This is a genomic window from Gaiella sp. (assembly GCF_039915195.1).
GTDB lineage: Bacteria > Actinomycetota > Thermoleophilia > Gaiellales > Gaiellaceae > Gaiella.
Genome location: NZ_JBDSNT010000144.1, coordinates 1 through 21,564, shown reverse-complemented (window position 1 = coordinate 21,564; position 21,564 = coordinate 1). Strand labels below are relative to the sequence as shown.

24 protein-coding genes, 1 tRNA gene and 1 pseudogene are annotated in these 21,564 nt (G+C 65.9%); 14 read left to right on the top strand and 12 right to left on the bottom strand.

Annotated features, from left to right (window positions below):
* The 3 genes from ABIR74_RS13235 to ABIR74_RS13225 form a co-directional block, all read left to right on the top strand.
* Positions 1–671 (top strand): sigma-70 family RNA polymerase sigma factor (locus ABIR74_RS13235; protein ID WP_348178893.1); only part of this gene is annotated, 671 nt, incomplete at its 5' end.
* Entirely contained in the window at positions 668–913 is a 246-nt protein-coding gene (locus ABIR74_RS13230; protein ID WP_348178891.1) for a zf-HC2 domain-containing protein, read from the top strand. The genes ABIR74_RS13235 and ABIR74_RS13230, both read left to right, overlap by 4 nt.
* Positions 898–1,416 (top strand): hypothetical protein, encoded by a 519-nt coding sequence (locus tag ABIR74_RS13225; RefSeq protein ID WP_348178889.1) that lies wholly within the window; start codon positions 898–900, stop codon positions 1,414–1,416. Before ABIR74_RS13230 ends, ABIR74_RS13225 begins: the two co-directional genes overlap by 16 nt.
* On the opposite strand, the gene ABIR74_RS13220 is transcribed toward ABIR74_RS13225, so the two are convergent.
* The 4 genes from ABIR74_RS13220 to ABIR74_RS13205 form a co-directional block, all read right to left on the bottom strand.
* Positions 1,405–2,601: a cation:proton antiporter gene (locus ABIR74_RS13220; protein WP_348178887.1), complete on the bottom strand. Its 1,197-nt coding sequence runs from the start codon at positions 2,599–2,601 to the stop codon at positions 1,405–1,407. The two genes, ABIR74_RS13225 and ABIR74_RS13220, sit on opposite strands and share 12 nt — an antisense overlap.
* A gap of 151 nt (positions 2,602–2,752) precedes the next feature.
* Positions 2,753–3,208, bottom strand: coding sequence for a rhodanese-like domain-containing protein (locus tag ABIR74_RS13215; RefSeq protein ID WP_348178885.1), 456 nt, complete (start codon positions 3,206–3,208; stop codon positions 2,753–2,755).
* A gap of 32 nt (positions 3,209–3,240) precedes the next feature.
* On the bottom strand, positions 3,241–4,479 hold the full coding sequence (locus ABIR74_RS13210) for an MFS transporter (protein WP_348178883.1): 1,239 nt from the start codon (positions 4,477–4,479) through the stop codon (positions 3,241–3,243).
* Positions 4,476–5,231 carry an MBL fold metallo-hydrolase gene (locus tag ABIR74_RS13205; protein ID WP_348178881.1) on the bottom strand — a complete coding sequence of 252 codons (756 nt, stop codon included), beginning with the start codon at positions 5,229–5,231 and terminating at the stop codon, positions 4,476–4,478. Before ABIR74_RS13205 ends, ABIR74_RS13210 begins: the two co-directional genes overlap by 4 nt.
* Positions 5,232–5,278: 47 nt before the next feature.
* Between ABIR74_RS13205 and ABIR74_RS13200 the strand changes: the two genes are divergently transcribed.
* Both ABIR74_RS13200 and ABIR74_RS13195 read left to right on the top strand, forming a co-directional pair.
* Positions 5,279–6,250, top strand: coding sequence for a LysR family transcriptional regulator (locus tag ABIR74_RS13200; RefSeq protein ID WP_348178879.1), 972 nt, complete (start codon positions 5,279–5,281; stop codon positions 6,248–6,250).
* A 53-nt stretch (positions 6,251–6,303) separates the two neighbouring features.
* Positions 6,304–6,903, top strand: a complete 600-nt coding sequence (locus ABIR74_RS13195; RefSeq protein WP_348178877.1) for a glutathione S-transferase family protein — start codon at positions 6,304–6,306, stop codon at positions 6,901–6,903.
* A gap of 6 nt (positions 6,904–6,909) precedes the next feature.
* Here the strand turns inward: ABIR74_RS13195 and ABIR74_RS13190 are convergent, their stop codons facing one another.
* On the bottom strand, positions 6,910–7,311 hold the full coding sequence (locus tag ABIR74_RS13190) for a globin (protein ID WP_348178875.1): 402 nt from the start codon (positions 7,309–7,311) through the stop codon (positions 6,910–6,912).
* A gap of 29 nt (positions 7,312–7,340) precedes the next feature.
* Between ABIR74_RS13190 and ABIR74_RS13185 the strand changes: the two genes are divergently transcribed.
* From ABIR74_RS13185 to ABIR74_RS13160, 6 genes are all read left to right on the top strand, one after another.
* Positions 7,341–8,399: a glutamate--tRNA ligase family protein gene (locus ABIR74_RS13185; protein ID WP_348178873.1), complete on the top strand. Its 1,059-nt coding sequence runs from the start codon at positions 7,341–7,343 to the stop codon at positions 8,397–8,399.
* Entirely contained in the window at positions 8,396–9,676 is a 1,281-nt protein-coding gene (gene cysS / locus ABIR74_RS13180) for a cysteine--tRNA ligase (RefSeq protein WP_348178871.1), read from the top strand. The genes ABIR74_RS13185 and cysS overlap by 4 nt, the downstream gene beginning before the upstream one ends.
* Positions 9,673–10,392 carry a 23S rRNA (guanosine(2251)-2'-O)-methyltransferase RlmB gene (rlmB, locus tag ABIR74_RS13175; protein ID WP_348178869.1) on the top strand — a complete coding sequence of 240 codons (720 nt, stop codon included), beginning with the start codon at positions 9,673–9,675 and terminating at the stop codon, positions 10,390–10,392. The genes cysS and rlmB overlap by 4 nt, the downstream gene beginning before the upstream one ends.
* Before the next feature lie 69 nt (positions 10,393–10,461).
* Positions 10,462–10,893, top strand: a complete 432-nt coding sequence (locus ABIR74_RS13170; protein ID WP_348178867.1) for an NYN domain-containing protein — start codon at positions 10,462–10,464, stop codon at positions 10,891–10,893.
* 213 nt (positions 10,894–11,106) lie between these two features.
* Complete coding sequence (gene sigH, locus ABIR74_RS13165) at positions 11,107–11,772, top strand: RNA polymerase sporulation sigma factor SigH (protein ID WP_348178865.1); 666 nt, start codon at positions 11,107–11,109, stop codon at positions 11,770–11,772.
* Between the two features lie 38 nt (positions 11,773–11,810).
* Positions 11,811–12,284 carry a rhodanese-like domain-containing protein gene (locus ABIR74_RS13160; RefSeq protein ID WP_348178863.1) on the top strand — a complete coding sequence of 158 codons (474 nt, stop codon included), beginning with the start codon at positions 11,811–11,813 and terminating at the stop codon, positions 12,282–12,284.
* Between the two features lie 54 nt (positions 12,285–12,338).
* Here ABIR74_RS13160 and ABIR74_RS13155 read toward each other — a convergent pair whose 3' ends face one another.
* Genes ABIR74_RS13155 through ABIR74_RS13145 form a run of 3 tightly spaced genes read right to left on the bottom strand, consistent with a single transcriptional unit; the run spans position 12,339 to position 14,459 of the window.
* Positions 12,339–12,854 (bottom strand): DsrE/DsrF/DrsH-like family protein, encoded by a 516-nt coding sequence (locus tag ABIR74_RS13155; protein WP_348178897.1) that lies wholly within the window; start codon positions 12,852–12,854, stop codon positions 12,339–12,341.
* Positions 12,855–12,879: 25 nt separating this feature from the next.
* Complete coding sequence (locus tag ABIR74_RS13150) at positions 12,880–13,191, bottom strand: TusE/DsrC/DsvC family sulfur relay protein (protein WP_348178861.1); 312 nt, start codon at positions 13,189–13,191, stop codon at positions 12,880–12,882.
* A gap of 17 nt (positions 13,192–13,208) precedes the next feature.
* Positions 13,209–14,459, bottom strand: a complete 1,251-nt coding sequence (locus ABIR74_RS13145) for an FAD/NAD(P)-binding oxidoreductase (RefSeq protein WP_348178860.1) — start codon at positions 14,457–14,459, stop codon at positions 13,209–13,211.
* A gap of 165 nt (positions 14,460–14,624) precedes the next feature.
* On the opposite strand from ABIR74_RS13145, the gene ABIR74_RS13140 reads away from it, so the two are divergent.
* Genes ABIR74_RS13140 through ABIR74_RS13130 form a run of 3 tightly spaced genes read left to right on the top strand, consistent with a single transcriptional unit; the run spans position 14,625 to position 17,304 of the window.
* Positions 14,625–14,984: a metalloregulator ArsR/SmtB family transcription factor gene (locus ABIR74_RS13140; RefSeq protein ID WP_348178858.1), complete on the top strand. Its 360-nt coding sequence runs from the start codon at positions 14,625–14,627 to the stop codon at positions 14,982–14,984.
* Positions 14,981–15,199, top strand: coding sequence for a DUF2892 domain-containing protein (locus ABIR74_RS13135; RefSeq protein ID WP_348178856.1), 219 nt, complete (start codon positions 14,981–14,983; stop codon positions 15,197–15,199). The genes ABIR74_RS13140 and ABIR74_RS13135 overlap by 4 nt, the downstream gene beginning before the upstream one ends.
* Entirely contained in the window at positions 15,196–17,304 is a 2,109-nt protein-coding gene (locus tag ABIR74_RS13130; protein ID WP_348178854.1) for an MMPL family transporter, read from the top strand. The genes ABIR74_RS13135 and ABIR74_RS13130 overlap by 4 nt, the downstream gene beginning before the upstream one ends.
* Before the next feature lie 263 nt (positions 17,305–17,567).
* Here ABIR74_RS13130 and ABIR74_RS13125 read toward each other — a convergent pair.
* The 4 genes and pseudogenes from ABIR74_RS13125 to ABIR74_RS13110 all read right to left on the bottom strand — a co-directional run.
* Positions 17,568–17,641, bottom strand: a tRNA-Thr gene (locus ABIR74_RS13125).
* A 122-nt stretch (positions 17,642–17,763) separates the two neighbouring features.
* A complete protein-coding gene (locus ABIR74_RS13120) occupies positions 17,764–19,995 on the bottom strand; it encodes an MMPL family transporter (protein ID WP_348178852.1) in 2,232 nt (743 codons plus the stop codon).
* 332 nt (positions 19,996–20,327) lie between these two features.
* On the bottom strand, positions 20,328–20,969 hold the full coding sequence (locus ABIR74_RS13115) for a response regulator transcription factor (protein WP_348178895.1): 642 nt from the start codon (positions 20,967–20,969) through the stop codon (positions 20,328–20,330).
* Positions 20,970–21,077: 108 nt separating this feature from the next.
* Positions 21,078–21,524 (bottom strand): annotated as a pseudogene (locus ABIR74_RS13110) (adenylate/guanylate cyclase domain-containing protein); the annotation flags it as partial.
* Positions 21,525–21,564 lie beyond the last annotated feature (40 nt).

Sequence of the window (21,564 nt, the reverse complement as noted above, 5' to 3'; positions counted from 1 at the left end):
CGTCTGCGTCGATGGATGCACGAGAGATGAGCTATGCACCACCACCGGGTCAGGCCGCGATCGTCGAGGCGCTGAAGCGCGGTGACGAACGCACCTTCTCCGATCTCGTGAGCGAATACAGCCCGTCGATGCTCCGGGTCGCGCGGATGTACGTCTCATCACGGGCCGTCGCCGAGGAAGTGGTTCAGGAAGCGTGGCTCGGAGTCATCTCGGGCATTGGCCGCTTCGAGGGGCGAGCGTCGCTGAAGACGTGGATCTTCCGGATCCTCACGAACATCGCAAAGACGCGCGGAGAACGAGAGGGGCGCAGCGTGCCCTTCTCGTCCGTCGGGGGTCGGGAGGGCGACGGCGACGTCGCTGTCGATCCCGACCGCTTTCTCGACGCCGGCCGCTGGGCGGGTCACTGGACGTCGGCGCCGAGTCGCTGGTCTGAGCTTCCGGAGGAGCAGCTCGTGGGCGGCGAGACGGTCAGTGTCGTCGAAAAGGCGATTGCTGCCCTACCCGACGTGCAGCGCACCGTGATCACGCTTCGTGATATCGAAGGCTGGAGCTCCGAAGAAGTCCGTAACGCTCTCGATCTGAGCGAGACGAATCAGAGGGTTATCCTTCACCGAGCGCGGTCGAAGGTGCGGGCGGCCCTCGAGGGATACCTGGATGGAGAGCAGACGTGAGTAGCCAGCACCTGAGCTGCGAAGAGCTCGTCGAAATTGTCACCGAGTACCTCGAGGGCGGACTCACGGACGCCGAGCGCGAGCGGTTCGAGGAGCACGTCGTCGTCTGCAGTGGCTGTGCGAACTATCTCGACCAGATCCGAATGACGATCGAGCTCGCCGGACGCGTCACTGTCGACGACCTGATGGAGGAGACCAAGACCGAGTTGCTCGAGGCGTTTCGGGATTGGAAGCGCGGATGATCGCCTGGAAGTTTCTCGCACCGGGAGCTATGGGGCCGTTCAGCCGGATCACGTGGCCGACTCCCTCCCCCGATTGCCCAGGAGCCTGGGTCGAAGCGATCGTCCATCCCTGCACGTCCGGGATCCACGCATGTGAAGCGATCGACCTCCCGTACTGGCTGCATGCGGAATTATGGGAGATCGAGCTGGACGGGACGGTAGCGCGAGCCGGCCACAAGATCGTTGCGCCGCGGGGGCGGCTGACCAAGCGCGTCGATGCCTGGGATCGGGATGCGATGCGCGCCTTCTGCGCGGACTGCGAGAAGCGGGTCAGGGAGTATGCGTTGTTGTCCGCTGCGGCCTCCGAGTATCTGGAGGATCTGGCGGACGACGTCATCGGCTGTCACGCCGGAACCGCGAGCGGTGACGCATCGCGCGCCGCTGCTGCTGCGGGCGGGAGCGCGATGCAAGCCGCCGAACGCGCGGCGCAATCACGGTTCCTCGTAACCCGGCTAGGGCTTTAGACGAGCGGCTGACCCGGCGCGCAGAAGGGTCAGCGCCCCCAGCGGGAAGAGGAGAACGGAGAGGATGCCCGCGCCCACGAGCCCAGCGGCGGTTTCTGCACTGATCGTTTCGAGCTCGAGCCCGATCTGTGTCGCCGCGACGATGAACGGCAGCGACGTTGCCTGGAGGAGCGCAGCGACGGCAGTGCGCCGGCTCCCGAGCTCGCTGCGGTAGAGGAGCGCCGGTAGACCGCGAACGGCGAGGAGCGCGAGGAGAAAGATCGGCACGCGCGCAAGCGCTCCGATGCTCGACGTCAGCGCATCGACGTCGAAGCGCACCCCACTGACGACGAAGAAGATGGGAATGAAGATCCCGAACCCGGCCGACTCGAGCTTGGATCGGAAGTCAGGATGTGTCATCTGGCGATCCCGATCGAGCAGCGTGAGGAGTGCTCCTGCCATGAACGCGCCGAGGATCGTCTCCAGCCCCAGTCGCTCCGCAACGAACGCAAAGACGATCAGGAGCAGGAACGCGCCGCGGATTCGGATCTGGGCCGTCGTATCCTGAAGCCGGAAGAGCACCTGCGAGAGCGCCGGGAGTCTCTCGGCTCCAGCGACTGCGAGTCCGATCGCGCCGGCGACCACGACGAACCCACCGAGGAGGATCGCCTGCGATCCGACTCCGCCACCCTCGCGGCTGAAGAGCAACGAGAGCAGGATGATTGCGCCGAAATCGGCGATCGACCCGGCTGCGACCACGAGCTGCCCGAACGGCGAGCTGATCTCGCCCGCATCCTTGAGAACGGGAACGATGATCCCGAGGGATGTTGCGGTGAGCACGATGGCCACGAAGAGCCCGTTGCCCGCGAGATCGGCGGTGCGGAGGCCGAGTCCGACTCCGAGGGCGATGACGAAGGAGATGATGAATCCGAGTGTGGCGAGGCGCAGCGGCCGGCCCCGCAGCTCGTGAATGTCGATCTCGAGGCCCGCGAGGAAGAGCAGAAACGCGAGGCCGATCAGCGCCAGAACGGACAGCGGCTCGTCGATCGTGACCCAGCCGAGCACGGATGGCCCGACGACGATGCCGGCCACGATCTCGAGGACGACGGCCGGCAGTTTCAGGGTAGGGACGAACCCGAGCGCGAGCGGCACGAGAAACGCCAGGGCGACGACGACGAGCAGATTCCCGAGGTGAACGCCCGTCATCGCTTCAGCATGTCGTCAAGGCGTTCCATGTCCACTCCAGGTTCCTCCCGTTGCACGTCTCGGACGTGCAGTGCCCCGGCCAGGCAGGACGTTACGCTGGGTTGGAGATACGGCGCGACACGCGAGTTCTCTCCTCCCGGCGATCGCCCCTCTACGGATCCGGAGGCCCCATGCCCGCCGGCTTGTCGGGGCGGCTTCGTCGACGTCGAGCCCTACCGACCGGAAGTCCTGCGTCACGCCAGTCCGAGAACCCGCCGATCACGTCTCCAACCCAGAGATAGCCGAACTCCTTCAGTACGGCGGCCGCGAGGACCGATGAGCAGCCGTGGTCGCAGAGCAGGATGATCTGGTGGTCGAGATCGTCGACATACGGATTTCGGAACTCGCTTTCGGGAGCGGTGCGCCATTCGAGAACCGTTCGAGGAATATGGAGTGAACCGGGCACGATGCCATCCCGGAAGCGGTTGCTGTCAGAGCGGATATCGATCAGGAGCGCGCCGTTCTCCCTTGCCGTCTGCGCTTCCGAGGGAGAGAGACGTGAGATCCGCCCCTCGGCCTCGGCAAGAAGCTCGGCGAGCGTGCGCCGTCCGAAAACTCTGGTGCCCATCGAATGAATGATCTGCGATGGGCTACGAGGAATCAAGTGGAACGGACGGTGGAGGGCACCCGCCAGCGGGTCACTGCGACCCAGATCCCGCTGGCGGTCGTGAGTGCAGCAACGAGTACAATCGCGCCGCCGTCGCTCGCGACGTCGGCAACGATCCCGGCCGTGAGTCCGCCTGCCACGAACCCCATGTCGCGCCAGAAGCGGTAGATGCCCACCGCTTGAGCCCTGTCTCGCGGTTCGACCGCATCCGAGACGGCAGCGATCAGCGTCGGGTACACCATCGCGGTTCCTGCGCCGAGCAGGATGGCCGCGACGAGAGACGGGACGAACGCTCCGCCACCCGCGACGAGAAGGGCAAGAGCTGCTCCCTGAAGGAGCATCCCGAGCGCGATCAGAGGCTTGCGGCCGACGTGATCCGAGAGCCAGCCCGTGCCGAGTTGGCCGAGGCCCCAGACAGCGGGGTAAACGGCTGCAACAGCACCGATCTGCGAGGCGCTCGCTCCGTCGGCAGCGAGATAGAGCGGAGCGAGACCCCACGCGAGGGCGTCGTTCAGGTTGTTGACGAGCCCAGCCTGGGAGCAGGCACGGAGTATGGGGTCGCGATACGTGACGAGTGGAAATGCCTGACGGAGCGAGATCTTGTGTGTGCGCCCGCCGTGCGCATGCTGCTCCGCGGTGACGTGTGCGTGCGTGTCCCGGACGAACATCGTCGAGGCGACGAGACCGACCAGTGCGATTGCGGCGCCCCCGACCCACACGAGGGTGCGTGGGGCAAATGAGGCCGCGAGTAGGCCGGTCAGAAACGCGGCCGTCGCAACGCCGAGATAGCCGGCGGACTCGTTGAATCCGAGAGCGAGACCACGGCGCTTGGGGCCAACGAGGTCGATCTTCATCACCACGGTCATCGACCAAGCAAGTCCCTGGCAGGCACCGAGAAAGAGGTTTGCCACGACGATGAGCCACCAGCCGGGGGCGATGCCGATGAGAAGTGGCACGGGCAGCGCAAGCAGCCAGCCGAGCACGAGCAGTCGCTTCCTCCCGGCCCGGTCGGCGAGCGTTCCCGCAGCGAGGTTTGTGAATGCCTTTGTCAGCCCGAAGGCCACAATGAAGGTGAGGATCGCCGTCTTCGACGTGAGCCCGAAGTCCTGCTCGCCGATCAGCGGCAAGACCGTGCGTTCCAGGCCGACCATAGCGCCGACGAGCGCGTTGATCCCGACGAGCAGCGCGAACTGACCGGCGTTCGCGCGGAGGCCGAGCTGGACGCCGGTCACGCCGGCAGGTGGATGGTGCCGCTCCGGTTTGTCGCAACGATCTCCGCCTGCTGAGGCGGAGCCGGTGGCAAGTCGACGAGGAGCGCCTGAACGAAGTCATCCTCACTCGTGTGCTGCAGCGACTCGTTGTGGCGTCTCTCGAACCCGATCGAGGAGAACGGATTGCTCGAAAGCCCGCGTCCGCAGACCGAGCCGCCGATGTGGCTCGGGTACACGATTACTCCGTCGTCGAGCTGGAGCAGCTTTCTCACGGACGAGTAGAGCTCGCGGGCGAGCGCCTCGGGGTTGCCCTTCGCGTGGAGATCCGGGCGCCCGACATCCCCGACGAGCAGCGAGTCGCCCGTGAACACGAGCCAGGGGTCGAGCGTGCCGCGTCGCCTGTCAGCGACGGTCAGGGCGAGGTGCTCCGGCGCGTGACCCGGCGTCGAGACGGCCGTCACGACCGTGTTTCCCAGTTCCACCACGTCTCCGTCGGCAAGCTCCAGGTGGGCGAAATCGACCCCGGCATGCTCGGGCAAGTACGCAGTGGCACCCGTCCGCTCGACGAGCGCCGGGAGTCCCGAGACATGGTCGGCTTGCACGTGCGTCTCGAAGACGGCGACGATCGGTGACCCGATCGCAGCAGCCGCCTCCACGTAGGCCTCGACGAGATCGATATGTGGGTCGACGACGGCGAGCTGGTCGAGTGACGTGCAGCCGAACAGATAGCTCGCGCACGATGTGCTCTCGACGAGAAACGGACGCAGGATCATGCCAGCACGGTACGCCCGCTAAGGTATCGGCGCTACCGAAAGTCGAGATGACCACTATCGTTTCTACCGATATCTCTAGCTCGCCGCTCGCCGCGCTCTGGGACACGACGCGGATGCGGGTGTTGGTCGAGATCGATCGGCAAGGGTCGCTCTCGGCCGCAGCCGTTGCTATCGGGATAGGTCAGTCGAGCGTGAGTGAGCACCTGCGCCTCCTCGAGCTTGCCGCCGGGCAGCGACTCGTCGAGCGCAGCGGTCGTGGCAGCAAGCTCACGGAGGCGGGGCGTGTTCTTGCGGGTCGCGCTGCGCAGGCGCTCGCGGCGCTCGGAGCGGGTGAGGAGGAACTCGACGCCCTTGCCGGGCTTCAGACAGGAACGATTCATCTCGGCGCTTCGACTGCGCCCGGTGTCTACCTCTTGCCCGACACGCTCGGGTGCTTCCGCGCCGATTTTCCGAACGTCCGGGTGCACGTCGAGATCGCGGCCAGTGGTGAGATTCTCGAGCGCCTTCTCGCGGGGCGCGTCCAGCTCGCGATCGTCGGAGCGACGGAGGCCGGGGATCGTATCGAGCTCGAACCGTTCGTCGACGACGAGATCGTGGGTGTCGCACAGCCCGGGCTCCTGCCCGTCGAATGCGGTGTCGTCTCTCCGTCGGCGCTCGAGGGGGTCATGCTCCTCGCGCGCGAACCGGAGTCGAGCACGCAAGCACTCGCCGACGCTGCGCTCCGGTCCGCGGGCGTGACACCGGTCGGCGTCTGGGAGCTCGGTTCGAGCGAAGCAGTGAAACGCGCGGCAAGGGCCAGGCTAGGATTCGCGTTCCTCTCTCGCTACGCCGTTGCCGAGGAGATCGAGCGGGGGGAGCTCGAGCACTTCAGGCTGGCGGGCCGGCCGCCGATCACGCGGCAGTTCTCGATCGCACGTCTCGCGGGTCGGCCGCTCTCGCCCGGCGAGCAGGCGTTCGTCGACACGCTCGGACGCTGTTGTGCGGCGTCCGTCACCTACGCAGCCGCCTGCGTCAGGTAATCAACCAGTGTCCCTTGACTCGGGGTGCTCACGCTTGTGCAACAGTTGGATGGATGCTTCTCTACAACTCGGCCGTCTCCGGCAATTGCTACAAGGTGCGCCTTCTTGCGGCTCAGCTCGGCGTGCGGCTCGAGCTGCACGAGCTCAGTGTCGTTGACCGATCCGATCGGCCGGAGGTGATCGGCGACCTCAATCCTGCGTTGCGCGTGCCGACGCTCGTGCTCGACGACGGGCGCGGGCTGCCCGAGTCGAACGCGATCCTCTGGTACCTCGGCGACGGGAGCGACTATGTCCCGACCGATCGCTACGAGCGAGCGCAAGTGTTGCAGTGGCAGTTCTTCGAGCAGTACCAGCACGAGCCTGCGATCGCCGTCGCGCGATTCCTGCTCGCCTACTCCGGCGAGGCAGAGAAGCACGCAGAGCGAATCGAGCGTGAGGTCAGGAACGGCTACGCAGTGCTCGACATCATGGAGCGCTACCTCGAAAACCGCGCGTTCTTCGTCGGCGAGCGCTACTCGATCGCCGACATCACGCTCTACGCGTACACGCACGTCGCGCACGAGGGCGGTTTCGACCTCGGCGGCTATCCGGCGATCAGTGCCTGGCTCGATCGCGTCGCGGCACGGCCGGGGCACGTCACGATCGACGCCTGAACGGCGCTACGGCGCGTTGACCATCGCGGGCGCAGCGGCTTCGAAGTACTCCCGCAGGAGCGCATCGAGCTCGAGCGGGAGTTCCTGCTCATCAAGGGCGGCGCGCATGTGGTCGAGCCAGCGCTCGCTCGCCGCGTAGTCGATCGGGAACGCTGCGTGCCTCATCCGGAGCCGGGGGTGGCCGCGATCGTCCGAGTACGTCGTCGGGCCACCCCAGTACTGCTCCAGGAAGAGCTGGAGCCGCTCTTTCGCGGGATCGAGGTCATCACCCGGATACATGGGCCGGATCACGGGGTCGGTCTCGACGCGGCGGTAGAACGCTGCGACGAGCCGGTCGAAGAACGGATGACCGCCGAACGCTTCGAACGGCGTGACGGCGTGTGGGGTGGCCTCGCTCACACGGATCATTCTGCCCGCGGGTCGGCTACGGTCAGCGAATGTCCGTTCGCGTCCGTTTTGCGCCGAGCCCGACGGGGTCGCTCCACCTCGGCAACGCGCTCAGTGCCGTTGCCAACCGGGCATACGCCGACGAATGTGGCGGTGCCCTCGTGCTCCGGATCGACGACACGGATCCGGAGCGAACGGTCGTTGGTGGAGAGGAAGGGATCCTGGGCGACCTCGTCTGGCTCGGAGTCACGTGGGACGAGGGCCCGATCCGCCAGAGCTCCCGCGCCGAGCGACACGCCGAGGCGGCGTCAGCAGCTCTCGAAGCGGGAGCCGTGCGCGATCCGGATGGATCGATTCGACTCGGCGGGACGACGCTCGCACGTCCCGACGGCACGGCCACGTACCAGCTCGCGACTGTCGTCGACGATCTCGATCTCGGCATCACACACATCATTCGGGGCTCGGATCACCGGCCAAACGAGGAGGTACAGCAGCGAATCGCACGGTCGCTCGGCGGCGAACTGCCTGAGGTGATCCACCACGGCCTTCTCCTCGGCGGCGACGGCAAGAAGCTCTCCAAGCGTGCAGAGCATTCGTCGGTGGGCGATCTCCGCGACGAGGGCATTCCCGCGCCGGCCTTGCGTGCGTACCTCGACGAGCTCGGCCTCCCGCGACACGACGTTCATCTCGATATTCCGCGGATCCACCGGCTTGCGATCGACGTGATCGCGGGGATGAGCGACGCTGAGCTGTCAGCTGCGGCAGGCGCACCCGTCGACCTCGCGCGCGCGCTTCGCGGGGCGCGCACACTTCTCGAGGCGCGGGAGATAACGCAGCAGATCCTCGAGCCCGCCGCGGTCTCGCTCGGCGACGAGGCGCGGCCAACGATCGGGCGGTTCGTCGAGCTCCGCGAAGGCGGCGCTGAGCGGCTCGACGAGGCCGGCGCGCGAGCAACCGTGCGCGAGCTGAAGGCGGTCGGAGGGAATCTGAAGATGCTCCGACTCGCGCTCACAGGTGCCGAGCGCGGGCCGGAGCTCTGGACCGTCGTTGCCGTCGTGCCCCGTAGCGAGGCGCTGCGTCGGGCTGCCGCCGCTATAACACCGCGATGACCGTACGCCTCTACGACACCCAGACGAAAGCGCTCGTCGAGCTCCCGCCTGCCCCGGCGCAGGTGGGAATGTACGTCTGCGGTCCCACCGTGTACCAGCGGGCTCATATCGGCAATGCCGTACCGTTCGTCATCTTCGCGTGGCTCCGCAACTGGCTCCGTGAGCGCGGATACGACGTCACCTATGTCCACAACATCACCGATGTGAACGACAGGATCTACGAGGTCGCGCCGGGTGCGAGCGCGGAACGGGCCCGCGCGGCAACCGAGTGGTATCTGCAGGACACCGCTTCGTTCGGGCTCGAGATGCCCGACGCGCAGCCGCTCGCGACGGAGACAATTCCGGAGATAGTGTCGCTCATCGAGGAGCTCGTCGCCGCCGGCAACGCATACGAGTCCGGCGGAGACGTCTACTTCCGGGTGTCGAGCTTCGAGACGTACGGTGCTCTCTCCGGACAGCGTCCGGACGAGGTCGAGGAGCAGGAGCCGAGCGCCCTCAAGGAGGATCATCGCGACTTCGCGCTCTGGAAGGCGACGAAGGAGGGGGAGGACACGTCGTGGGAGTCGCCCTGGGGGCTCGGGAGGCCGGGCTGGCACATCGAGTGCTCGGCGATGGCCGAGAAGACGCTCGGGCCCGAGTTCCTGATCCACGGAGGAGGTCTCGATCTCGTCTTCCCGCACCACGAGAACGAGCGCGCGCAGTCACTCGCGGTCGGACGCCCGTTCGCGAAGATCTGGATGCACAACGGCCTGCTCCGCTTCGTCGGTGAGAAGATGTCCAAGTCGGTCGGGAACGTGGCGACGATCCAAGAGGTGATCGCGGAGTGGGGGCGGGAGGCGGCGCTGCTCTTCCTGATGACGGGTCACTGGCGCAAGCCGCTCGAGTTCTCTCACGACGCGATGACCGCTGCGAGCGTGCAGGCCGAGAGTCTGCGGAACGCGCTCCGCAGCGAGAACAGGTCGGAGGGAGACTGGGCTGCTTTCGCAGCGGTTCTCGACGACGACTTCAACACGCCCGCAGCGCTCGCGATCCTCCACCGCTTCGCTCGCGACGGAGCACTCGTCGAGCTGCGGCGCGGACTTGCCGTCTTCGGTCTTGCCGAACTGGGGGACATCGTGGAAGCTCCGGGCGAGGTGACGGCGCTCGCCCACGCGCGCGTCGACGCGCGCGCTGCCCGAGACTTCGCCGAGGCTGATCGTCTGCGCGACGAGATTGCCTGTGCCGGCTGGGAGATACGTGACGTACCCGGCGGCTTCGAGCTCGTCCCGGCTTCGTGACGCGTGAGCTGATCTTCGGGCGGAATGCAGTGCGGGAGGCACTTCGTGGCCGCCGTGAGGTGCTCGAACTCTGGGTCTCCGAGCGGGCTGCCGAGTCACTCGATTGGCTTTCGGAGGGGCCTCGTCCGCGCGTTGTCAAGGAACGGGAGCTGACCGAGGCTGCCGAGAGCCCCGATCATCAGGGCGTCGTCGCCTGGGCCGGCCCGTATCCCTATGCGGATCCATGGGCGCTCGCGGCCGAGGAGAAGCCGGTCCTTGCCTGCCTCGATCAGGTCACGGATCCGCGGAATCTCGGGGCCGTGATCCGTTCTGCCGCAGGTGCGGGAGCGACCGGTGTGATCGTTCCGGCACACGGATCCGTTCAGGTCACCCCGGCCGTCTGCCGTTCATCCGCAGGGATGGTGGAGCATCTTCCGCTTGCCGTCGTGCCGAATCTTGCGCGCTACCTGGCCGAGATCAAGCGCGACGATCTGTGGTCGTACGCAGCGACGGCAGATGCGTCGCAGACGATGTGGCAGGCCGATCTGACGGGGGGTGTGGCCCTTGTGTTCGGAGCCGAAGGGAGGGGCGTGCGGCCGCTCGTGCGCAAGACCTGCGATGCCACTGTTTCGATTCCGCTCGCTGCAGGGGTCGAGTCACTCAACGTCAGCGTTGCAGCCGCGGTGCTGCTGTACGAGGCGCGGCGGCAGCGAGCCGCGCGCCCGGCGCCTGGCTGAAGCCGGGCGCCACGGTAGGGGGGCGCCTGGATTCATCCAGGCGCCGGAACGGCCCCGTACTATGGTCCGATGCCCGAGCCGAGCCTCTACCTCTTCGACGGCTACAACCTCCTCCACGCCGGCGGTCACGCTGACGTCCGCGAACTGGTCGACGAGCTCGCGAGCTTCGTGGCAATGAACGGTGCGCACGGGATCGTCGTCTTCGACGGCGTCGGCGAAGAGCAGCAACTCGGGCCGCTCGCCGTCCGGTATGCGCCGCACGCGGACACGCTGCTCGAGCGCCTCGCGGCCGATCATCGCCACGGCGAACGCGTCTGCCTGGTCTCGTCGGACGCGGCGGTGCGCGGCACGTCGGGCCAGGAGGTTCGCAAGGTCTCCTCGCTGACGTTCCTGCGCGACCTCGTGAGCCCGAAGCACGTCGAGGATCAGGCGTCACGAGTTCGCGACCGGATCGATCCGGAGACCCGCGACCGGCTCGAACGGCTTCGCCGCGGGCTCTGAACGGCGCTCAAAGCCCGGAGCCGCAGGCGGCGCGTTGATCCCGAAGACGGGCCACCTCACGGGATACGAACGTTTGTTCTGATCACAGTGCAAAATTTGCAAAGGGGTTGTAACGCTTGCAAGAAGGTGCTAGGTTCTCCCTCAACTACAGGGTGAGACTTCGGTCGATCCCACCGCCCATACCCTCGGAAACCGCCAGAACAGGGAGAATCGATGTCCCCCCGCACCGCTCTCGCCCCGAAGACTCCGCAGAAGCTTCAACGTGAACTTGAGGATTTGCAACTCGTCCTCAAGGCGCGCAACGGGAACCAGGAAGCGCTCGATCAGCTGATGCGCCGCTACCACGGCTTCGTGCGCCTGAAGGCGAGCAGCTACTTCCTCGCGGGCGGAGATGCGGACGACCTGATCCAGGAGGGAATGATCGGGCTCTACAAGGCGATGCGCGACTTCCGGCACGACAAGGAGACATCGTTCAGATCGTTCGCCGAGCTGTGCGTGACCCGCCAGATCATCACCGCGATCAAGACGGCGACGCGCTTCAAGCACTCGCCGCTCAACACCTACGTCTCGTTCAGTCACACGCCGGCCGGTCAGGAGAACGACGGTGACTGCACGCTCGGGGACGCACTGCCCGGCCCCGGTACGAACGACCCTGCCAGCTGCGTGATCTCCACCGAGGAGCTGCAGAGCCTCGTCGGGTGCCTCGGAACGACCTTGTCGTCGCTCGAGTCGGATGCGCTGCGCCTGTACCTCGACGGCAAGTCCTACGACATGATGGCCATCGAGCTCGACTGCGACACGAAGACGATCGACAATGCGCTGCAGCGTGTGAAGCGCAAGATCGTTCAGCACCAGGCCACACGCTCGGTACCCGCCTGAGCACGGCGTACGGTTTCGGCCGCAGCTACGATCCCACCGTGACCGCATTCCGGAGCCACGGGTCGCCGAAGGCACGCGCGCTGCAGCTCGCTCTCGTCTTGCTCGCCGTGGCCGCGTTGGCCGCATGCGGCGGATCGTCGACTGATGGGGTACCTAGTGCACCGTCCACCGTCACGACGGGGGAAAGCTCGATCATGCTCGCCTCGCCGGAGAAGGCGCTGGCGCTAATCGACGACGGGGACGTGAAGGTGCTCGATGTCCGCACGCCCGAGGAGTTCGCCGCGGGGCATCTCGCCGGCGCCGAGAATATCGACTTCTACGCCACGGACTTCGCCGACCAGATCGACACTCTCGACAAGGGCGATAAGTACGTCGTCTACTGCCGGTCAGGGAATCGAAGCGGGCAGGCGACAGAGCTGATGGCGCAAAAGGGGTTCACGGCGGTGACCGACGTCGACGGCGGGATCGTCGCCTGGGAGGCCGCCGATCTGCCCACGGTCACTGCGGGCTGATCTCTCGTCGCGGAGGGTAGCGGGCCGCCCGACCGGCGACCCGCCGGCAAGCCGCTAGGTGAAGACGATCTCACCACCTGCGGCCTTCTCGTAGAACTCACCGACCGTGATCACACCGGTCACCTGCGGGACGAAGTCGTCCTTGGAGAGCCCGAACATGTCGACCGTCGCCTTGCACCCGTAGACACCGGCACCCGAGTCGGCGATCATCTCGACGAACTCGGGAATGGGCGGGATGTCGAGCTTCTCCATCTTCCGCGACATCATCTTCGTCGCCAGGAAGGACATGCCCGGAATCGCACCGACGATCGTCGGGATGTGCATGCCCGGGTTTCCGACCGTCGCTACCTTGATCCGATTGTGCCGCTTCTTCGTGATCGCGTCGAGGCCGAAGAACGTGAAGAACACGTTTGCCTCCATCCCTTCCATGCGGGCGCCGTTGGCCATGATCAGGCCGGGGTAGATGCCCTCGAGGGAGCCTTTCGAGATCACAATCGAGACCTTCTCGATCGGCTTCGGTTCCGCCGCCGCAGCGGGCTTGACGAGTTGTTCGAGGCCATGGTCGGTCATGGTCGTCATCGCTTACCTCCTGGTTCTAGATGCAGCCGTGTGGCTTGGGGATGCCGCCGATCTTGGCGGCGAGCTTTGCCGGACCCTTGGGAAAGAGTACGTACAGCTCCTTGATCTGCACCCCCGACTCCTTGCCGAGCGCGCGGATCGAGGGAGCCTGTCCGGCGGAGAGGTACGTGTCGCGCATGTAGTTCACGACGAGCCAGTGGCGCGCCGTCAGCTCGGCGATTCCCGCCTCGTGCGCGATCGCCTCCGCCACGTTCTCGTTCCACTGGCCCGGGTTCGTGAGGAATCCCTCGGGATCCCGGTCGATTCCCGTCATCTCGATCGTTGCCATCGTTGTCCTTTCGGCGTTCAGGCGGTTGTCTCGACGGCCTTCTTGCCGGCCATCTTCATCCGGGGGGAGATCCCGGGGATCTCGCGGCCGGGGAGCAGGACGTGCCAGTACATCCACTGGAACATGAGCTTTCCCAGGTGGTTGAGTCGTGATTCGTGCAGGAGCTGCATCGGCCCGAAGAAGGAGGGATAGCGCCCCGGAAGGGGCTCCGTCTCGTAGTTGAAGTCGATCAGAAGAGCCTTGTCGAACCCCGTTTCGATGAAGCAGTTTGCGTGCCCGTCGTACGAGGCCTCGAGAGACTCCCCGGAGAGGAACCGCTGCACGTTCTCGGCCAGCAACTCGCCCTCGAAGTGCGTCACCGAACCCGCTTTCGACGTCGGCACGTTCGTCGCGTCCCCGAGGGCGAACACGTTGAACCGCGCCTTCGCCTGCAGCGTTGCCGGGTCGGTAGGGACGAAGCCCAGAGCGTCGCCGAGTCCAGGTGAGCGATTGACGTACTCGGCGCCTCCGTGGAGCGGGATGGTCACGAGGAGATCGAATGGAACCTCGCGCCCGTCGTAGCTCACGAGTCGCCCGCCCGCGCCATCCACCTCGCCGGTGTTGAACTCGGTTACGAGCCCGATTCCCTTCTCGGTGAGGAGGTTGCCGAGGAGCTCGGAGGCGGCGGGCTTGGTGAAGGCGCCGTCGAGTGGTGTCACAAACGTGATCTCGACGTCGTCTCGGACGTTGCACTCCTCGAAGTACGAGTCGGCAAGGAATGCGAACTCGAGCGGTGCGACGGGGCACTTGATCGGCAGGTCGATGAAGTTGATCACGAGCTTGCCGCGGTCGAAATCGTTGAGCGCCTTGGCGAGTCCGGCTGCACCTTCCGGCGTGTAGAAGGTGAAGATCTTCTCCATCCAACCCGGGCCGGTCATGCCCTCGGTCTCGTCCGGCTGGAGATGGGCTCCCGTGGCCACGATGAGGACGTCGTAGTGGAGCGTGGTGCCGTCCTCGAGGTGTACGACGTCTTCCTCGAGTTCGACGTGGTCGATCCCTGTCTCGTGGAACGTGATTCCCGCATGGAGCTGGTGCGCGCGGGAACGGACGATTTCGTCGACGCTCGCCAGGCCGAACGGGACGAAGAGGAGGCCTGGCTGGTAGACGTGCCGGTCGTCCTTGTCGACGACATCGATCTCGGTCTCACCACGGTCGTAGTGCTTTCGCAGGCGGTTCGCCATCAGCGTGCCGCCCGTGCCGCCGCCCAGGATCACGATCTTCTTTGTCATCGATCTCACCTCTCGCGGTCGACTGTATCTGTAGGGACAGTGTCCGCCCACGCCGGCGCCCGCGCGTCCGGAGCTTGGCGCACCGAGGATCAGTAACAACTACTTACATTATACAAGGGTAGAGTTGTGTATACTCGGGCCATGACTTCCACCTCAGGAGGAGAAATGACGGATTCAACCGCCCCCTCGCTCCCTCATCCGCTGCCTGACGAGCTCGTCGAGCTGATAGCTCGGCGGTTCCGCGTCATCGGGGAGCCGATGCGGATCAAGCTGCTCGACCGCCTTCGCTCTGGTGAGGCCACCGTGTTGGCGCTCACCGCTACGACCGGAGCATCGCAGCAGAACGTCTCGAAGCATCTTGGCGTCCTGCACGACGCGGGCATCGTCGCCCGTCGTAAGGAAGGGACGCAGGTCTTCTATCGCGTCGCCGATGCCGGAATCTTCGAGCTCTGCGAGACGGTCTGCGGCAGCGTCCAACGACAGGTCGCCGAGCTGAACGCGATCTTCGAGGGGGCCGGACGATGACCACGTCTTCCTGGCCTCTCGAGCGCGTCCTCTTCGCGATGGCCGGCACCGTCACGATTACAAGCGCCGTTCTGGCGGTTCTCGTCTCGCCGTGGTTTCTGCTGTTGACCGCCTTCGTCGGTTTCAGCCAGTGGCTTTTCGTAACCGTGGGGTGGTGTCCCGCCTCGCTCGTCGTCGAGCACATCTTCCACGTGCAGAGGGGGTGCGTCCGATGACGGCCGTCGGCCCGATGGGGCGCCTCGGTGCCTGGGCCGCCGACCACTTTCGTGCCGTTCTCGTGGCGTGGCTCGTACTCGCCGTTGGCCTCGGCGTGCTCGCCCCCCGCGTAGAGCACGCACTCTCCGGCGCAGGCTGGGAAGCAACAGGCTCGCAATCGGTCAAGGCGCGAGAGCTGCTCGACCGGAACTTTGGCGGCCAGTCGAGCGCCGCCCTGATGGTCGTCGTCCACTCGCCCTCGGCGGAGGTCAGAGATCCAGCGTTCGTCGCCACCGTCGACCGGGTCGCCGTCATCCTGCGGGAGGACTCGAGGGTGGCGAGCGTCGCGCTGCCTCGGGCGGGGTTCTCGATCTCGCAGGACGACCACACTGCGATCGTCAGTGCCGGAGCCAACGGCACGACCACCGACATGGTCGCGGCGGCCGACGAGCTCAAGGGGACGCTGAAGGACGCCGGGACGGAGGACGTGCAGGTGAGCCTCACCGGAGCCTCGGGCATGTGGTCCGACTTCAACGAAGCCAACCGCAGCGCCATGATGAAGTCCGAGCTGATCTCGTGGCCGGTCACGCTGATCATCCTGATGCTCGCCTTCGGCTCGCTCGTGGCGGCGGGGCTGCCGCTGATGCTGACGATCCTCGGACTCGTGGCCTCGGCCGGAACGCTCTATATCGGCACGAAGTTCTTCGACATCTCGATCTGGGCGATGAACTTCGCACTCATGTTCGCGCTCGCACTCGGGATCGACTACGCGCTGTTCATCGTGCACCGCTTCCGCGGTGCCTTCTTCGGCTCCAAGCTGACGGCGAAGGAGGCTGTAGCAGTGACGATGGACACGGCCGGGAAGGCCGTGCTCTTCTCCGGTGCGACGGTCGTCATCTCACTCTCCGCCGTGATGCTGGTGCCGAGCCCGGCATTCCGGTCGATGGCGCTCGGGATCATGGTCTCGGTCGTCTTCGTCCTGCTGGCCTCGCTCACCCTGCTGCCGGCGGTGCTTTCCAGGCTCGGCCCGCGCGTGGACAGGCTGGCTCTCAGGTGGGTGCATTCCGGTGAGCACCGCTCGCCGGCGTTTGCCGCCTGGGGCGAGCGTCTCTGGCGTCATCCGTGGCTGTTCGGCACCGTCGCCGTCGCGATCCTGATTGCGTTCTCTCTGCCCGTGCTCGGGCTGAAGACCGGTATGCCTTCGATCAAGGTGGTGCCGCAGGAGGACACGTCGCGGCAGGGCTACGCGCTCGTCCAGTCGGCCTTCGGGGAGGGCGCGCCTGGCGCGCTCCAGCTCGTTGGCCCCGCGGCCGCGATCGACAAGGCCGTCGCAGTGGTGAAGGACGACCCGGGCATCGCCCGGCTGATGCCCGCGCAGAAGGGTGCCGGTGGTCTCGTGCTGGTGCAGGCAATTCCGAGTTCCGACCCGTCGAGCCCGTCCGTCGGTGCGACGATCGACCGCCTGCGAGCGGCCGTCCCAGCCGAGGTGCTCGTCGGTGGCGCGACGGCCGAGAACCACGATCTCGAGCAGGTGCTCTCGGAGAAGACCCCGCTCGTGATCGGCGTCGTGCTCGTCCTCGGCTTCCTGCTTCTGTTGCTCGCGGTGCAGGCGCCGGTGATCGCCGCCGTCGGGGTCGTCACGAACCTCCTCGCGGTGGGTGCGGCGTTCGGCGTCGCGCGGCTGATCTTCCAGGACGGCTACGGTGCCGACCTGCTCCGCTTCGAATCGCAGGGGTTCATCGACGCCTGGGGGCCGGTCTTCTTCTTCGCGATGATCTTCGCGATCTCGATGGACTACACGGTGTTCCTGCTCTCATCGGCGAAGGAGCACTTCGACCACAACCGCGACCCGAAGGAGGCGATGGTCGGTGGGCTCGCACATTCCGGGCGCGTCATCTTCGCCGCAGCGGCGGTGATGGTAGCCGTCTTCTTCACGTTCGCTCTCTCGGGGCCGCTCCCGCCGAAGGAGATGGGCGTCATTCTCGGCGTCGCCGTTCTCCTCGACGCGCTGCTGATCCGGCTCGTCCTCATTCCGGTCTCGCTGCGGCTCCTCGGGACGTGGGCGTGGGGTCTGCCGCGGTGGCTCGATCGGGTTCTTCCCGACGTACGGTTCGGGCACTCGTGAGGTCGCATGCGCCCGGTCTGCACTGAACTCGAAGTAGTCGCTCGCCGTCATCGAGGATGAGGTCGTAGCGGGTGTTCTCGCCGAATGAAGTCGCGACCTGGTATCCGGATTCGTGGAGCGCGAGCATGACTGGGAGTGTCGTGTGGTCGCCGACGTCTTCGGGGTTCCTCATTGAGAACATGCTCCGATGTTGCTTGGACAGACAACAAACGCCTGGTGTTGGTTGCGACTGAACGCCGACAGGGAGAAAGAAGAGAGAGGAGAGCCGGAGAAGGGATTCGAACCCTTGACCCCCGCTTTACAAGAGCGGTGCTCTGACCAGCTGAGCTACTCCGGCGACCATCACATCGTAGATGCCGCCGCCCGCTCCCGGGCGTGGAGGTAGGCCTCTCGGAATGCAGCTGCCGCGGCCCGAGGGCCGCGGCAGCGCTCTTTGCAGGAATCCGATGACGAGGCGACTCAGGCAGCAGCTCGTGCCGGCTCGCTGTCGATCACCGGGCCGTCGACCGAGCGCTCGTGTTCGAGCGTCGGCAACCACTCGAGCCACATCGGCAGGTACCAGTTCCACTCGCCGAGCAGCTTCATCGTCGCGGGCAGCAGCACCGCCCGCACGATCGTGGCGTCGATCAGGACAGCGGCCGCGAGACCTATGCCCATCTCCTTCATGTCGATGATCGGCATCAGCGCGAACACGCCGAAGACGAACACCATCACGACCGCTGCACTCGAGACGACGCCTGCGGTGGAGCGGATGCCTTTCTCGACGGCCTGCTCGGTGCTCATGCCGCGGTCGAAGTACTCCTTGACCCGGCTGAGGATGAACACGTGATAGTCCATCGAGAGGCCGAACAGGATCACGAACAGGAACATCGGCAGCCAGGAGGCGATGCCGCCGTTCTCCTGGAAGTCGAGCAAGTTCGAGCCCCAACCCCACTGGAAGACCGCAACCAGCAGGCCGTAGGCGGCGGCCACGGACAGCAGGTTCATCAGGATCGCCTTGATCGGGATCACGATCGAGCGGAACGAAACGAGCAGCAGCACGAAGGCGAAGCTGAGGACGAAGATGAAGACGAGCGGAGCCGACGACTTCATCTTCTCCGACCAGTCCTTCGACGCCGCCGTGTCACCGGTGACCGCGTACTCGACACCCGCAACGGTGCCGACCGTAGCCGGGAGGATCTCGTTGCGGAGTGTGCCGAGCGCGTCGTTCGAAGTCGCATCCGTTCCGCCCCCGACGAGGGGGATCGCTACCCGGAGCACATTGCCGTTTGGTGACGTCTCGGTGTAGATCGGGTCCAGTGCCTTTCCGGAGACGAGCGCCTTCCTCTTCAGCTCGCGCACCGCCGCCAGGAGCTCGGGATCCGACACATCGCCCTTGATCGCCACGATTGCGGGCGTCGCTCCGCCCGGGAACGCGTCCTGCACCTTGTTGTAGTCCTGCACTTCCTTGAGGGACTTCGGCATCGCCTCGAGGCCTGACTGGCTCGTCCGCAGGTTGATCGCGGGAAGCGCCAGCACCACCAGCACCGCGGTTGCAGCGATCGCCGAGACGAGCGGCTTTCGCAGGACGACGCCGAGGACTACGCCCCACATCCGCCCCTGTCCGTCGTCACGCTTGAGCCGCGAGACGAACGGGATGCGCACCTTGTCGACACGATCGCCGAGCCAGGAGAGCATCGCCGGCAGCACGGTGAGCGAGCCGACCATCGCGACCGCGACCACCATCATCGTTCCGATCGCGAACGACATGAACGTCTTGTCGCCCGAGAAGAACATGCCGGCCATCGCGATCATCACCGTGAAGCCGGAGATGAGCACGGCGCGTCCCGATGTCGCAGCCGCAGCTTCCAGCGCGGCCGACTCGCTACGTCCCGCACGCCGCTCGTCCCGCTCGCGGCGGATGTAGAAGAGCGAGTAATCGACACCGACCGCAAGGCCGATCAGGAGGATCACCTCGGAGATCGCCTCATCCATGGGCACGATCTGGCTCGGGAAGGCAACGAGGCCCATCGTCGCCATTACCGCGGTGAGGGCAAGGCCGAGCGGGATCAGCGCGCCGACGAGCGATCCGAAGACGAGCATCAGGATCACGAGCGTGATCGGGATCGAGATCATCCCAGCCCGCGCGAGCTGGGAACCGAACATCTCGTCGAGGGCCTTGCCGGTCGATGCGGATCCCGCCTGCACGACGGTGAATCCAGGGTTCGACGTCTGTACCTGCTCCGTGCCGGCCGTGATCTCGTCGATGTAGGCCGCCGTCTCGTCATAGGTGCCCTCGGGGCTGAACTGGATCAGCACAGCGTGGCCGTCTTCCGAGACCTGGCCCTCGTTCCCCTTCGCGAACGGCGACCGCAGTTCCGTCACCTTCGGGAACGAGTTGAGCTTCGTGATCGCCTGGCCCACGACGGAGCGAAACGTCGGGTCGGTCGCCGTCCTCGTGGACGACTGCACGAGGACGTACTCCATCTGCCGGTCCAGCTTGAAGCCGGCATCGCGGATGATGTGGTCGGCGGTGCGCGCCTCACCGACGTTGATGTCGTTCTGGTCGATAGTCTTCGTCCCGACCATTCCGCCGAGGACGACGGAGGCGACGACGAACGCGAGCCAGCCAAAGATGGCCGTCTTCCTGTGTCTTGCGCTCCAACGACCCATCCGGGCCGCAATGTTCGTGCTCTGCATCAGGGGTGACATACGATTCTCCTCGAGGGTCGTTGAGCTGTCCCTCGAAGGCTCGCAGCGTGGCCGTCTCGTGGCAGTGCGGCGGTCAGGCGTTCCGGGGTGGGGTAAACCGCACACTCGATCGGGAGGTAGCGGTGGAAGGGGCGTACCGCTGCCTCCCCGAACCGATTCCTCTGCGTGCTTCTCGCGATCCTGAAGGTGGCCGCTCGCGGCCATGACTCGCGTGGATTCGACGACAGGATCGTCCTACGAGGGAGGGGTCACGGGGCCTCCCTAGGTTCCCGGCTTAAGGATCAGGCGAAGCCTGCTGACCATCCGTCCGAGGTCGCTGCACTATTGCGCTTTCATCGCAGCATCCTCAGCACCGCAAGCACGCGGCGATGGTCGTCCGTGGAGGCCGGGAGGTCGAGCTTCGAGAAGATGCTCGTCACGTGCTTCTCGACAGCGCGAAGGGTGACGAACATTCGGTCCGCGATCGCCTGATTCGAGCGTCCCTCGGCAATCAGCTCCATCACCTCTCGCTCGCGTGGAGAGAGCGCATCGAGCGGATCATCGACACGTCGGCGCCCGAGGAGTTGACTCACGACCTCCGGATCCAGGGCAGATCCTCCTTCGCCGACGCGACGCACGGCCGAAGCGAACTCCTCGAGATCCGAGATCCGGTCTTTGAGGAGGTAGCCGACGCCGTCTGCACCGCCTTCCAGGAGCCCGATCGCGTACGCGGGTTCGACGTACTGCGAGAGGACGAGGACTCCCGTCTCCGGGTGCCGCTCGCGGATCGCACGGGCGGCGACGAGTCCCTCATCGGTGTGCGTCGGCGGCATGCGGATGTCGACGATCGCGACATCCGGCTTGTGCAGAGCGACGTGTCGAAGCAGGTCGTCGGCATTGCCGGACTGCGCAGCAATTTCGAATCCCGCCTCGCCGAGAAGGCGGACAACACCTTCACGGAGGAGCACGGAGTCCTCGGCGATCACCACAGTCATCGCGTTCCCGAGCATCGCGATCGTGTTTCGCAGCGGCGGGAAATCGCGCGGAAGGCCATCCGCGAGAAGCTGGTGGATGTGCTCGGGCTCGGGCAGGCCGGCCAGCCGATGGTTGCCGAGGTCGCGCACGGCGAACCCCACCGGATTGCAGGCGGTCGCAGAGAGCAGGATCTGTCCTCCGTGCCCGGCAGATCCGATCCGTGCCGCACGGTGGACGTCGATCCCCGTGTAGCCCTCGTCGGTGAAAAGGGGCTCGCCCATATGGATTCCCATCCGGACGCGCACGTCGTGCGCTTTGGGCCAGGTGTGCTCGATCAATGCACGCTGCGCGCCGACCGCGGCTGCGATCGCGAAATCAAGCGCCTGAAAAGCTGCGAACAACTCGTCGCCGTGTGCGTCGATCACTGTGCCGCCGTGTTCAGCGACGCTGCGACGCAGAATGCCGCGGACATCGTTGAGAATCGTCGGGTAATCCTCCCGTGTCTCGTGCACGAGACGGGTCGAGCCCTCGATATCGCAGAGGAGGAAGGCAACGGCGTTGTCGGTCTCGCTCATTGTGGCGATTCTACGGCAGTCTCCTCGGTGACTCCCAGGG

Bases quoted from the DNA above. Each gene is read 5' to 3' on its own strand.
- ABIR74_RS13220 (WP_348178887.1), bottom strand. From the start codon at position 2,601: ATGACGGGCGTTCACCTCGGGAATCTGCTCGTCGTCGTCGCCCTGGCG.
- ABIR74_RS13215 (WP_348178885.1), bottom strand. From the start codon at position 3,208: ATGGGCACCAGAGTTTTCGGACGGCGCACGCTCGCCGAGCTTCTTGCC.
- ABIR74_RS13205 (WP_348178881.1), bottom strand. From the start codon at position 5,231: ATGATCCTGCGTCCGTTTCTCGTCGAGAGCACATCGTGCGCGAGCTAT.
- ABIR74_RS13200 (WP_348178879.1), top strand. From the start codon at position 5,279: ATGACCACTATCGTTTCTACCGATATCTCTAGCTCGCCGCTCGCCGCG.
- ABIR74_RS13195 (WP_348178877.1), top strand. From the start codon at position 6,304: ATGCTTCTCTACAACTCGGCCGTCTCCGGCAATTGCTACAAGGTGCGC.
- ABIR74_RS13190 (WP_348178875.1), bottom strand. From the start codon at position 7,311: ATGATCCGTGTGAGCGAGGCCACCCCACACGCCGTCACGCCGTTCGAA.
- ABIR74_RS13185 (WP_348178873.1), top strand. From the start codon at position 7,341: ATGTCCGTTCGCGTCCGTTTTGCGCCGAGCCCGACGGGGTCGCTCCAC.
- cysS (WP_348178871.1), top strand. From the start codon at position 8,396: ATGACCGTACGCCTCTACGACACCCAGACGAAAGCGCTCGTCGAGCTC.
- ABIR74_RS13170 (WP_348178867.1), top strand. From the start codon at position 10,462: ATGCCCGAGCCGAGCCTCTACCTCTTCGACGGCTACAACCTCCTCCAC.
- sigH (WP_348178865.1), top strand. From the start codon at position 11,107: ATGTCCCCCCGCACCGCTCTCGCCCCGAAGACTCCGCAGAAGCTTCAA.
- ABIR74_RS13155 (WP_348178897.1), bottom strand. From the start codon at position 12,854: ATGACCGACCATGGCCTCGAACAACTCGTCAAGCCCGCTGCGGCGGCG.
- ABIR74_RS13150 (WP_348178861.1), bottom strand. From the start codon at position 13,191: ATGGCAACGATCGAGATGACGGGAATCGACCGGGATCCCGAGGGATTC.
- ABIR74_RS13145 (WP_348178860.1), bottom strand. From the start codon at position 14,459: ATGACAAAGAAGATCGTGATCCTGGGCGGCGGCACGGGCGGCACGCTG.
- ABIR74_RS13140 (WP_348178858.1), top strand. From the start codon at position 14,625: ATGACGGATTCAACCGCCCCCTCGCTCCCTCATCCGCTGCCTGACGAG.
- ABIR74_RS13135 (WP_348178856.1), top strand. From the start codon at position 14,981: ATGACCACGTCTTCCTGGCCTCTCGAGCGCGTCCTCTTCGCGATGGCC.
- ABIR74_RS13130 (WP_348178854.1), top strand. From the start codon at position 15,196: ATGACGGCCGTCGGCCCGATGGGGCGCCTCGGTGCCTGGGCCGCCGAC.
- ABIR74_RS13120 (WP_348178852.1), bottom strand. From the start codon at position 19,995: ATGTCACCCCTGATGCAGAGCACGAACATTGCGGCCCGGATGGGTCGT.
- ABIR74_RS13115 (WP_348178895.1), bottom strand. From the start codon at position 20,969: ATGACTGTGGTGATCGCCGAGGACTCCGTGCTCCTCCGTGAAGGTGTT.